Raw genomic sequence first — 13,220 nt, forward strand, 5'->3', positions numbered from 1 at the left:
CTATGATATTGCTATTTTTTTCTTGAGTAGGACATGACGTTCTTTTTTGTTGGATTATCGCATCTTGATGTTGTTTAATTGCATCAATGAAACCATTTTCTTGTAATGGTTTAGTTAAGACATAGTTCGCACCAGCCTTTAAAAAGTTATCATGTGCTTCTTGAAAGACGTCTGCTGTGCAAGCAAAATAACCGTTGAGAGTTTTAATTCTTCTCTAATTGCTTTTGTAGCTAAGATACCGTCCATTACAGGCATATGGTTATCCATAATAATTAAATCGAAATGCGTTTCTTTTAATTTTTCGATGGCAACTTTTCCATTTTCTGCAATGATTGCTTTGTGCCCAAGTCGTTGACAAAACATCTGAGCCACTAATGCATTAATTTTATTATCCTCAGCGATTAATATGGATAAATTTGTTATTGAAGTAGGTTCTGTTGGTTTATTTTTATCTGATGGTAGGGCATCGCTATCTATTAATTGTTTTGATTTGGTGATTTCAAGAGGGAGAACTAAGGTAAAACAAGTCCCTTTACCTTCAGAGCTATTAACTGAAATATATCCTTTCATTGTATCGGTTAATTGTTTCACAATGGCAAGACCTAATCCTGTTCCACCATACTGGCGAGTGGTGCTAGTTTCAGCTTGAATAAATGGCTCAAATATGTGTTTTAGACGTTTTTTGCGTATGCCTATACCTGTATCCTGAACCTTTATTTGGACAGCTTGTTCCCCTTTAGCTGTTAGAGTATGGCTAAAATTAAGAGTAATGCTTCCTTTATGAGTAAATTTAACTGCGTTGCTGATTAAATTAAAAATAATTTGTCGTATGCGAGGTTTATCACCAATGAAAATTGTTTTCTCGTTAATGTTATTATCAATAATGAATTGAAGCCCTTTATCTTCACAAATTGATAGATAGGTATTAGCGATAGGATCGATAACATCATTAAAGTAAAAAGAAGCATGATTAAGCTCTAGTTTATTTTGTTCTATTTTTGAAAAGTCCAATATATCATTGAGCAAAGAGAGTAAATGATCACCTGATTCTAGTAGTACTTTTATTTGTTTATGCTGTTCTTCATCTTTTATATTGCTTTCAATAATTTGAGCCATACCTAATATACCGTTAAGAGGTGTCCTTAATTCATGGCTCATAGTGGCTAAAAACGTAGATTTAGCTTTGTTTGAAACATCAGCTTTATCTGCCGCTTTTATCAGTTTATCTTCTAGTTCTTTTTTCTTAGTGATGTCTCTTTCAACAACAACATAGTGCATGATATTGCCGTTAGGTTTAAATATTGGAGTTACAGATACATCTATCCAATACAAGGTTCCATCTTTATGATTATTTGTTAATTCAAAAGAAACGGATGTTCCTGCTTTTAAGGATTGAAGCAAAGTAAAAATATTTGCATGTTGTATTTTATCTAACTGCAGAACGGAGGGAAGATCTTTACCTTTAATATCTTCTAATGTATTGCCAGATAAGACAGAATAACTTTGGTTTATCCAAGTTAACTTGCTTTGTTTGTCCAAAATAAATATTGCGTCGTGAGCATGCTCGGCAACGAGCGCTAATTTTGTTTTTTCTTTTTCAGAGCGGATTAATTCTCTTTTTATAGTTAATGTTTGTATAAGTTTATCTCTAAGGCGAATATAAAAATAAAGTGCTATACAACAAAGTAAAAATAAGGTTGTTATAAATAATTGAGTTTTTATCGCTTCAGATTGAGTTATCCAATAAGCATTTTGCTTTGTAAGTGTTTGCTTAACTGTATTGTTAAAGATACTTTGTTCTTTTTCTTTTTGTTCTGACTCAATACGTTCACGCAGTTTTATGTAGTTGGATAAGCTAGTGAAATCAGAATCATTGAGCGTAGTGTCAGATAAAGTTTTTTCTTTAGGTAAAGTGCCATGTAAGGTTAATTGAGATATTAAGTACTTATCCTCAACATTTTTTATGTTATTTATTAATTGTTTTTCTAATAAAAAAATAGTGTGGGTTGTGTATTCTTTGGATACTTTTAGCCTAAGTAAAGATTCAAGATCGGTGACAATCGCAACGATATTGGAATAAGTATTTTGAGAAACAAGTATAGCTTGGTTATCACTAATTAGAAAAAACTCTAACCAAGAAGAAGTACGACTGTCTTTTAAACGGTTATACAAAAATGAAGCTTGTAGCTCACTATCAACCAGTAGTGAAGCGTACTCATCGTATGTTTTATTATCTTGGTGATTAAAATGATAAATATTTTCACGTGATTGAATTATATTATGCGATAGCGTTAGATAGGCTCGCTGATATTGCTCTACAAGATGGTTTCTTGTGATAATGAGAGAAATGATAACTAATGTACATGTAATTATAGTGATAAGGCTATAGCGTAATAATTGATTTTTCATTGCACTAGCTCCTCTAAAATAGTTGGTCTTGGAGCTGTGAGTGTATTTAAAAAGGCACTTATTTCTACAATCGTCATTGGCGATAGCTCTTGGCCTAGCTGAACTTTTGCCATTATGGTAATTGCTTCCTCAAGTGTTTGTACTTTTCCGTGATGAAAGTAAGGAGCTGTGATTGCGACGTTACGAAGACTCGGAACTCTAAATACATGGCGATCGTTAATGTCACCAGTAACATTAAATCGACCAAGATCAGAGTTATCTCCAAAACTGTTCTCTAGTTCAGTTAAGTTGCCTAGTTTTTGAAAAAGGTTACCACCGATATTCTGCCCTTGATGGCAATATACACATCCTAAACTTTGAAATTTGTTCCATCCATTGATTGCAACTTTTGATATTGCCTTATTATCTCCTTTTAAATAGAGATCGAATGGAGCATTAGGGGTTCTTAGTGCCCTCATAAAATGAACGAGAGCATCTTTAATTGTTCTATCTGAAATAGTGCCCTCATAAGTTTTTTCAAAGAGAAGTTGGTATTTAATATTACTATCTAGGTATTCAATTATTGATGCCCAGTTGTTATTCATTTCTAAAGGGTTATGAACAGGCCCTTCTATTTGTTCTTCTAAACTTGCAGCACGTCCGTCCCAAAAAAATCGAGTGTTAAGGTCTATATTAAATATGGTAGGGGAGTTTCTTATTCCTTTTCCATTAACGCCTATAGATGTAGGGATTGATTCTGCGCCATTTGATAACAGTTGGTGGCAAGAGTCACAGCTGATTTTGCCATTTGAAGATAAATTCTTGTCTATAAATAGGTTAAATCCAAGCCTAACTTTATCTATGTCAGCTATTGAGTTTTCTGAGATAGTATTTACTACCGGCGATAATAACTGGTTGTTGTTATGAGCTTTATGAGTTGGTAGCTGAATAGGCTCTCGAAAAGTAAAATACAAATAGAGACTTAATAGGCTGATAAGAAATAGAGGTATGATCCAACGCCATGGTAATAAAGACACGATTTATTCCTTGTTTAATCTATGCGCTGTAAAAAGTATAGTACAAGTCCACTTCTTTTAAAGTACCTAAACCAAGGTGTCTATTTTTACATGGCTATATAAGAAATGTTCGATTAAGCGTATTAAAGAACATTTGAATTCCGTTAGTTATAAATTTGTATAAGATTTACTCTGGTTAGTGACTTTTTATCAGCTATGTTTTCTTTTTCGAACTTTAATTGATATATATCACGCATATTCATTGCAATTATTTCCAATTTTATGAGCTTCTTTGTACACTTTATTGAGTAAAATATTAAGTTGTTGATTGTTCGTAATTAGGGGAGTAATTCGTGAAGCAATTATCAAGACATCAAGAAATCGTAAACTTAGTACAGCAACACGGATACGTCAGTACTGAAGATTTAGTTGAACAATTTAAAGTTAGTCCACAAACCATCCGTCGTGATTTAAATGAATTAGCCGATGAAAATAAAATTCGTCGTCACCATGGTGGTGCAACCATTCCTCTTAGTTCAGTTAATACGGCCTATACAACGCGTAAGGTAATGCAATTAAATGAAAAAGACACCATTGCAGAGGCATTAGCAAAGCATATACCTGACGGTGCAACCTTGTTTATAGATATTGGAACAACACCTGAATCAGTAGCTAAGGCATTGGTAAAAAACCATAAAGACCTGCGTGTTGTTACTAATAATATCAACGTTGCTATGATTTTGATGGCAAATCCAGACTTTAAAGTGATTTTAGCCGGTGGGGAAGTTCGTAATCGAGATGGTGGAATTGTAGGTGAAGCAACATTAGATTTTATTAAACAATTCCGTTTAGACTTTGGTATTCTGGGGATCAGCGGTATTGACTATGATGGATCACTACTGGATTTTGATTATCATGAAGTGCGAGTAAAGAAAGCGATTATTGAGAACAGCCGTAGTGTTTATCTCGCTGTGGATCATACTAAATTTGGTCGTAATGCTATGGTTAATTTAGGTAGCATTACTGAATTGCATATGATTATCACCGATCAAGAGCCGCCAGAAGAAATCGTCACGATTCTAAAAGATAATGAAATTCCTTATGAAGTAATTTCAAAGTAGCTCTCATTTCTGACGAATAAACGATCCCTGTTCTTGATTAAGATCAGGGATTTTTTATATCTGCATCACACTAAATGTTCGAAATCGAAAATATAAAGTGACTCTAAACGAAAGTTAAGCTATCGTGTTTTTATCGTTAGTAATGCTCGTTCGCTCATTTTGTGTAAAGGTTAGACTATGAATAATGAAAACAAAACTCATATAGCCGATTCAGTTTTAGACGTCATTGTTGTTGGTGGTGGTATTAATGGCGCTGGTATTGCTGCAGATGCCGCTGGTCGGGGCTTAACCGTTGGTTTATATGAAGCATCTGATTTTGCTTCTGCAACTTCATCGGCAAGTTCAAAGCTCATTCATGGAGGATTAAGATATTTAGAACATTATGAGTTCCGTCTAGTTTCTGAGGCGTTAGCAGAACGTGAAGTGCTATTAGCTAAAGCACCACATATAGCTAAGCCAATGCGCTTTCGTTTACCCCATCGTCCATTTTTACGCCCTGCATGGATGATCCGTGCTGGTCTTTTCCTTTACGATAATTTGGGCAAACGAACAACACTTCCTGCTAGCCATTCAGTTGATCTTGCTGCTTCAGGCTTACTTAAAAGTGAAATAACAAAAGGCTTTGAATATTCGGATTGTTGGGTAGATGATGCTCGTTTAGTTATTTTAAATGCGATGGCCGCAGAAAAAAATGGGGCTGAAGTTAAAAACTATTGCCGAGTAGAAAAGGCGATTCGTGTTGATAATATTTGGCACGTAACGGTTTTTGATGCGCAAGCGAATGTTCGTTTTGAACGTAAAGCTAAGGCATTGGTTAACGCTGCTGGACCATGGGTAAAACAGTTTTTTGATGACAGTTTAGAAGACGAGTCTCCTCGCAATATTCGCTTAGTAAAAGGCTCACATATTGTTGTGCCTAAAATTCATAATGAAGAGCAAGCGTATATTTTACAAAATAAAGATAATCGTATTGTGTTTGTTATTCCTTATATGGAAGATTTTTCAATTATTGGTACTACCGATGTTGAATATAAAGGTGATCCAAGAAAAGTAGAAATTTCTGAAGAAGAAGTTAATTATCTTATTGATGTTGTTAATCAACACTTTGTTGATCAAATAAAACGTGATGATGTTGTTTGGACTTATAGTGGCGTACGACCACTGTGTGATGATGAATCAGATTCACCTCAAGCGATTACCCGAGATTATACGTTAGAATTAGAGCAAGAGTTAGATCAAGCTCCATTACTCTCCATTTTTGGTGGCAAATTAACGACCTATCGTAAGTTAGGTGAAACGGCGATGAAAATGTTGAACCCATATTTTGCTAAAATGGGGACGCCATGGACCAGAAATGTTGCATTACCTGGTGGTGATTTTGATTATCCTCGACATCAACTGGTCGATAATATCTGTTGTAAACATCAATGGTTAGCTAAAGAAACAGTGACACGTTATGTTAATCAATTTGGAACATTAACCTGGATTTTACTAGAGGGCATTGAGTGTCAATCTGATATGGGAGAGTTGTTTGCTCAAGGCGTTTATCAAGCAGAAATTGACTATTTAATTAAACATGAATTTGCTAAGAACGCAGAAGATGTTCTATGGAGAAGGACTAAACTTGGTCTATATTTGACAGAAGAAGAAGAGAAACAAATAGCGTTATATATCGAAAGTTATTTAAGCCATAGACATAAAGTAAAACTTCAAAATGTGATATAAACGAAAGCAGCCACGATTGGCTGCTTTTTTTATGTATGCTTATAAGCAATGTATGAAATGTTCATTTCATCATTAAAATAATAACTTATGTTTTTAGATATAGGGTATGAATAACTATATGATTGTTTTTCTCTAGGGCCTGATAGCAGGTTGTATGCATAAGTCATTTTACTATTCTTTACCATACCAAATTGAAATCGTAGTGAAAGCAGATTATCGTCATCAATTTTTTTTATTAAATATTTATGATGATTTTTATTCTTTATTGGGGTTATTTTATTGACTGAGGCATAGCCAAACCCTCCAGAATAGCCAGACTCTTTGATATAAGTTGCCTTTTTTGAAAAATAATCATTGTTGTTTGTTTTTTCTAAGTCAAAGTTTATAAATAACTCCCCATTATATTTTTTGTTATTTAACGATCTTAATTGTATTTCTGCTGATAACGAAGTTAATTTATCTTTTTTCACTAATAATAAATCCATATCATCATCAAATTTAACATTAGATATTAAATCTGCCATCTTAATCGGTGTTGATTCTTTTTTAAAATAAATGGCATTATAAACGTTAATACATATATTTTTTTTAAACTTGCATGCTGAAATTGAGATGAAATTATTTTGATTATTTATAAAATATTTAACATCATCTTCTAATTTCAGATTGCTAGTATCGAATTTATTTGATGCAGATGTAGTTACTATATTATTATTTATTTTTTTGAATTTGAACGATGTCAGTTTTTCATTTCCTAAATTAGAAACTGGGTATTCTAATATTAGTATAGATATCATGCTTAAAAACAAAACCAAAGCAGAGTACATTCCCATACCTTGCTCTTGAACGAGATGTGCAGCTTTGTACCCTTTACCTTTTACTGTTTCGATTGGTTCTAAGCCATGCATGCTTAACTTCTTACGCAGCAAGGAGATAGCTTGCGGAACGACTGATGAATGACATTTAATTTCTTTACACCATGAATGGTTACGAATCTCTTCTTTACTAAAGATAACGGTAGGATTTTGTATCAGTAAAGATAGAATATTTCGTTCTACTGAGTTTAACTTTATTTCCTTATTACTTTTTGTGATGATCTTTTTTTCATTTATCAGTAATGTGAAATTATGAAATTTAATTTTATTAGACATTGTAATCCCTATATTCTAAATGACCTATGATTCTCAAATATGATATTTAAAATGTCTATGATTATTAGGGATTATCTTTAGATTAATTTGATTATATAGAATTCTATTTAAGTACTTTATTGGTTTTTATTTTTTTTCATTTTTTTATTTCTAACGATGTCGCAGTTATGAGAGGATGGAATTCTGTTACTTATTTAATCGATATATTTTATAAGGATATTTATATGGAAAGAATCACTCTTATATGTAATTCAATGCAATCATTTATGGACCTTTGTGAAAATAATTTAGTTACCTCATGTTTTGTTCATTGTACTTTTATCGTCGAGTTAAGTGATTTTAAATGGATGGAAAAACGGTTAAAAGATAAAAGTGGTAATGGTTTGTCCGTGACCAAATTAGTCAAAGATGGCTACTTCTAAAAGGTAAATTTACATACTAGCGAAGAAATACTTGGAAACTTATTTGATAGGAGTAATATCAAGCAACCATTAACAGTGAGATCTCAAAATGAAAATAAAAATTCTCTCTATGCTTGTTGCTTCTTGTGTTGCCTATTCAACCAGTGCTTGTACTGGTATTTCTCTTTCAACAACTGAGCATGATTATATTCAAGCGAGGACGATTGAGTGGGGACAAAATGATCTTAATAGTAAGCTTATTATATCTCCGCGTAACCACGCTTACGTCTCAACGATGCCAGATCAAAAAAAAGGATTAAACTGGAATTCTAAATATGGATTTGTTGGTATTTCAGTCAGTGATGACCGATTTATTGCAGATGGCGTTAACGAAGAAGGATTAACCGCTGGACTGTTTTATTTTAAGAATTACGGCTCGCTAGAGAAGTATGACCCAAGTGATACGACAAGAACCATTACAGATATGGATTTTAACCGTTGGATGTTATCGCAATTTAAAACGGTAGCTGAAGTAGAGCAAGCGATTAATAAAATTAAAATTGTTCCAGTGTATATTGACGCGAAAGGTATTCCATCACCGACGGCACACTGGCGAGTTGCTGATAAACAAGGGAACAATATCGTTATTGAAATAATGAACAATGGTGAAGTGAATGTTCATAAGAATACGGCGAAGGTATTAACTAATGCACCTGACTACCAATGGCAAGTGACTAATCTTAATAATTATATTCATTTATCTCCAGGCTCAAGCCAAGGGCAGAAAATCAATGAGGTAAATGCCTTTTCATTTGGTGTCGGTTCAAGTTTCTTAGGTCTTCCTGGGGATATTACGCCTCCATCTCGATTTGTGCGAGCTGCATTTTATGTGAATTCAGCACCTGTTATGAAAACAGAAGAGCAAGCGGTATCACAAGCATTCCATATTTTGAATAACTTTGATATTCCAATTGGTAGTGAGTTTAGTGCTAAAGAACATATTCCTGATTTACCTAGCGCAACTCAGTGGACCTCGGTAATTGATCAAACTAATGGTGCATTTTTTTATAAAACAATGCGAGATAGTACGATTAAGAAAGTAGATTTAACTAAAATAGATTTTAATCAAAAAGAAGAGGTGAAACGCCCACTCGATTCAGGGCGTTTTCATGTGATTGATGCGACCAGTGGATTGTAATTTGCTAAATAAAAATAAGCTTCATGCCGGGTGAAGCTTATTTTTCTTCGACTTTTTGCGTTTCCGCTTGTTAATGTACATCGCTTTATCGGCTTGCTCTAATGCGTTTTTTACGTCGTGCTCTATTAAAGAAACACCAAAGGAGAAGGATAAATCTAGACCTTTTTGTTGAAAATGTTCTTCAAAACTCGTTCGTATAGCGGCTAATTTTTTACTTATGTTTGTTGTGGAGGTTGAATCAAAGCATAAAATAAACTCATCTCCACCAAAACGAATTAATAAATCTTCTTTTCTTAAGTATTTATTAATTAAACGTGCACCTTCTTTGAGTTGTAGATCACCACACTGATGTCCGAGCTCGTCATTAATGCTTTTAAAACCATCCAAATCAATAAACGCCATGGTGTTATACAGGTTTGTATCTATGTGATTTAACTTTATCTTTGTAAAACAGCCTGTTAATGGGTCTATCGCAGCATTTCCTTCTTGATCATCTTCATAGACGAAAGTCATAATGAAAGTTTTATCAAAATATTTAATTTTCTGTCTATAAGTATGAAAGTGTTGTGTGCAACTTCCTACTTCTACCGTCTCATTGGAAATCAGAATATCTGAGCTTTTGTTTAATAATTGTTGGTCAAGTTGCAAGCAGGTCTGATAGTCAGGATATCTGGCCAACACTTCGTCAACTGGCATTCCGACTAAGCTACATCCAAGGTAGTCGATATGTTTTTGGTTATTATAGATTGCCACCCCATGTTCATCTCGTAAAATGAAAAGACAATTACAATGTTTCATTAAATTTGTTGTAAAAAGAATTGATGGGCTTTTAATCCCATCAAGCAATTCTTGATACTTTAAATTTAACGCGCTTAAATTAAAATTATTATAATCAATGCCAAGTAAATTAAATGGGTCTTGACGTTTTAGATTGCTAAGAGCGACAGTGAGTTCAGTATTATTTCTAGCAATGTTTACATTATAAATAAAACGATCAATAGGTTCATTGTATTTATTATCACTGTTTAATGGACGATTATTTTTTTCTTTATGTCGTGAATTAAGTTCATTTAGTTCTAACGGATACGATAAATGATAACCTTGTGATATGACAGATCCAAAAGAGTTAATTAAGTTTAACTGATTTATATTTTCAATGCCTTTTATCGCTACTTTATAACCGAGAAATTTATGTAATTTATGATATAAAGAGCGTAAAAAACAAAATGACAAATAGTCATCACTAATTGTACTAATAAGAGCACGATCAATTTTTATATAATCAAAATTGAGTCCTAGTAATGGATCAGAGTGCTTGCATTCTGTTCCATAGTCATCAAGAGTAAAAAGTACGCCTAATGCCTTCAATCGTGACATATTTTGCTTTATTTTCTCTAACTCATAGACTTGGTTTTTGAAGTTAAGTTCTAGAGTAAATCCTTGATGTTGAGAAAATATTTGTTCGCAATGTTCAACAAACTCATTTGATTCCAGACTTTTTGCGAATATGTTTATCGAAATATGAATGTTTTCGTTGTTTTTTAACGTTAATTTGTCTGATACGACATGCGAAACAACCTCTTTATCAAAAGACGTTTTATCTTCAAGTGATTCAATGAATTCATTTGGAAGAATCGTTGAGTCTTTAAATCTAATTAATGCTTCGTAAGAAACAATAGAACCTTCAAAGAAGTTAGGCTGATAAATGAAGTATTTATTCATAATCATCGTTATTATTTTACTAGAAAAATTGTCGCTAATGTAGCACGCTTTATTTATATTGCCTTTGAATATTTATAGTACAAATCAAGACATTGATCACATTTATAAATTGATTATATATGTATCTGAGAATCCGTGATTTATCTAGAGCATTACTATCCACCAAAAGGTGATTATGAATATAACGTTATGAATAAATTAATCTAAAATATTTTAAATTAATACCTATTAAGTTATTGATATTTTTCTATTTACCTCTTTTTTGATGTTGAGTCCCACTCCTTACTAACAATTTAGTCATGTAGAATTAACTTTTAATATTACAAATGGAAATGGTTGTTGACAAAAATATGCGTATTCAAGATCTCTGTGTGAAAAAACAAACTCAAATAAAATGTGATGCATCAGTCGGCTTTCTTTTAAGCCCTGAAGAAGTTTCATATATTGAAATGTTATTGGATGTGAAAATCATTTTTGCCAATTCTTTTTCAAATTAAATAGACAATAAACGTTAATAAAGGATAAGGTTTGAAGCATTTACAACGTATTTTTATGAATCTTAAAGTTAGGTATCAAGTTCTATTACCCGTTGTGATCGCAGTATCACTTACAGCGGTGTTATCTATGGTAATAATGAGTAGCTATGATCGCTTAGAATATAACTCAATATCAATGGACCATAATTCTTCAGATAGTACTAAACTTACAGAAGCTCAAGAAAAATTGTTACATTTAAGAATTACGGTTAGTCGTTCGATAGGTATTCCTAGCGAGTTACCTCTTTCATATGCCAAATTTGAAGAAGTAAATAAAATGGTCGCTGACTTTTTCGATGAGGTAAAAGCATCTGAAAGTAAATTTTCATCATCAGATGACTTTGTAAAAAAAATGGATGAGGTTAAAAGGCTGCTTGATATATATGGTGGGAATTTATCCGATAATATTAATTTATATGAGGAAATGAATACCTCATGGGGAGGTTTGCCTTGGATAACCGATTATATTAGTGAAGCGAATCGCCTTATTTTAGAAAGTAATGCTGATGATTTAGAAAGACAAGAGTGGAATAAAATTAGACAAGAGCTATATGCTTCTACAGCCATTATTGTTGTTAGAATGTCGTCGGTCTATGCGTTAAATTTGAGCTCTGACTTTAGAGATGAACTTAATGATAATTTTAATATCATATTTACTCAAACAGCCAAAGTTAAAAATAGAAAAGCAAAAGCAATCTTATTAAAAGGTTTTAAAGATTACTCATCAGTGAATGATATCTTATGGAAACAAGGACGTTTAATTAACACTAATAATTCTGAATTAGTAGATATTGGTACTAAAGCCGATTTAATTTTAGCTGGCTTGTTAACGGCTATCATGGATAAAACACATAATTTGAGTCTTGATGCGACTAAGCAAATAAACGAAAGCAAGTCGTTCATGCTTCTATTTTTAACCGCTGTTGCTGCATTATCTATTGGGATCGGCTGGTTAGCAGCAAGGATCATTGCTAAACCTATTCTTGAAATACAGAGTCAAATGAAACTGATTGCTTCCGGTGATTTAACTTACTTAACGAATCTAGAGGGAACAAATGAAGTTGCTCAACTGTGTATAAATACAGATGATACCGTTACCCACTTAAAAAGTTTGATTAATGATTTAAGGAACGTTGGAGATGAGGTGTCATCCGCTTCAACAGAGCTTGCCGCTGTGATGGTGCAGAGTGAAGCTAATGCCAGTGATCAAAAATCACAGGTAGAACTAATTGCAGCAGCAGTAACAGAGCTATCAGCCTCTTCTGCGCAAGTTGATGCTTCTGCTTCACAAGCTGATGAGCGAGCTAAGCATGTTTTAACACTAACCGTTGAAGGTTCAAAAAGTGCTAACGAAAGTGCAAATTTAAGCAGTTCACTTGTACAGCAGATGGACTTAACTTCAACTGAAGTATCTAACCTAAAAACTCAAACAGATAAGATCAGTGAAGTGATTACTGTGATTGAATCTATCTCTGAGCAAACAAACCTTTTAGCACTAAATGCTGCAATTGAAGCGGCAAGAGCTGGTGAGAGTGGGCGAGGGTTCGCTGTCGTTGCTGATGAGGTACGAGTGTTAGCGGCGAAAACACAACAATCAACGCAAAATATTCAAGAAATAATTGATAACTTACAGCAGAAGTCTGTTGATGTCGTGCAATCTGTTGATGAGTCTATTCAAATTATTCATGAAACAACGAGAATGAGTGAGGATACAAATCAGAAGTTAGGGGATATATCTGATGCAATAGAAGAAATTACGCATACTAATTCTGAAATGGCTGCTGCTGCAAATGAGCAAAATAGGGCGATATCTTCTATTAGTGAAAATGTGAATGTTATCAGTGAGAGCATTAATCAAAATGTGGAAGGGATAAAAGAAAGTGCTCAGGCAAGTAGTCACTTATCTGAGCTATCTGAAGGGCAGAAATCTAAGTTGGCATTTTTTAATGTATAAAGGGTAAT

General features: G+C 33.3%; 9 protein-coding genes. 5 read left to right on the top strand and 4 right to left on the bottom strand.

The window, feature by feature from the left end; translation table 11 throughout:
- Positions 1-138: 138 nt before the first annotated feature.
- Both AAFX60_015280 and AAFX60_015285 read right to left on the bottom strand, forming a co-directional pair.
- Positions 139-2,409 (bottom strand): ATP-binding protein, encoded by a 2,271-nt coding sequence (locus AAFX60_015280; protein XDF79776.1) that lies wholly within the window; start codon positions 2,407-2,409, stop codon positions 139-141.
- Positions 2,406-3,425, bottom strand: coding sequence for a cytochrome c peroxidase (locus AAFX60_015285; protein XDF79777.1), 1,020 nt, complete (start codon positions 3,423-3,425; stop codon positions 2,406-2,408). The genes AAFX60_015280 and AAFX60_015285 overlap by 4 nt, the downstream gene beginning before the upstream one ends.
- 332 nt (positions 3,426-3,757) lie before the next feature.
- Between AAFX60_015285 and AAFX60_015290 the strand changes: the two genes are divergently transcribed.
- Both AAFX60_015290 and glpD read left to right on the top strand, forming a co-directional pair.
- Positions 3,758-4,525 carry a DeoR/GlpR family transcriptional regulator gene (locus AAFX60_015290; GenBank protein ID XDF79778.1) on the top strand — a complete coding sequence of 256 codons (768 nt, stop codon included), beginning with the start codon at positions 3,758-3,760 and terminating at the stop codon, positions 4,523-4,525.
- A 177-nt stretch (positions 4,526-4,702) separates the two neighbouring features.
- The gene (glpD, locus tag AAFX60_015295) at positions 4,703-6,250 is read left to right on the top strand and encodes a glycerol-3-phosphate dehydrogenase (protein XDF79779.1); all 1,548 of its coding nucleotides are present in this window, start codon (positions 4,703-4,705) and stop codon (positions 6,248-6,250) included.
- Positions 6,251-6,279: 29 nt separating this feature from the next.
- Here the strand turns inward: glpD and AAFX60_015300 are convergent, their stop codons facing one another.
- A complete protein-coding gene (locus AAFX60_015300; protein XDF79780.1) occupies positions 6,280-7,401 on the bottom strand; it encodes a winged helix-turn-helix domain-containing protein in 1,122 nt (373 codons plus the stop codon).
- Between the two features lie 510 nt (positions 7,402-7,911).
- On the opposite strand from AAFX60_015300, the gene AAFX60_015305 reads away from it, so the two are divergent.
- Complete coding sequence (locus AAFX60_015305; GenBank protein XDF79781.1) at positions 7,912-9,000, top strand: choloylglycine hydrolase family protein; 1,089 nt, start codon at positions 7,912-7,914, stop codon at positions 8,998-9,000.
- Positions 9,001-9,021: 21 nt separating this feature from the next.
- On the opposite strand, the gene AAFX60_015310 is transcribed toward AAFX60_015305, so the two are convergent.
- A complete protein-coding gene (locus tag AAFX60_015310) occupies positions 9,022-10,728 on the bottom strand; it encodes a GGDEF domain-containing protein (protein XDF79782.1) in 1,707 nt (568 codons plus the stop codon).
- A 365-nt stretch (positions 10,729-11,093) separates the two neighbouring features.
- Between AAFX60_015310 and AAFX60_015315 the strand changes: the two genes are divergently transcribed.
- Both AAFX60_015315 and AAFX60_015320 read left to right on the top strand, forming a co-directional pair.
- A complete protein-coding gene (locus tag AAFX60_015315) occupies positions 11,094-11,219 on the top strand; it encodes a hypothetical protein (GenBank protein ID XDF79783.1) in 126 nt (41 codons plus the stop codon).
- A 31-nt stretch (positions 11,220-11,250) separates the two neighbouring features.
- Positions 11,251-13,212, top strand: a complete 1,962-nt coding sequence (locus tag AAFX60_015320) for a methyl-accepting chemotaxis protein (GenBank protein ID XDF79784.1) — start codon at positions 11,251-11,253, stop codon at positions 13,210-13,212.
- Positions 13,213-13,220: the final 8 nt, after the last annotated feature.

Source organism: Aliivibrio fischeri, from assembly GCA_038993745.2.
In the GTDB taxonomy this organism is placed as follows: Bacteria; Pseudomonadota; Gammaproteobacteria; order Enterobacterales; family Vibrionaceae; genus Aliivibrio; species Aliivibrio fischeri_B.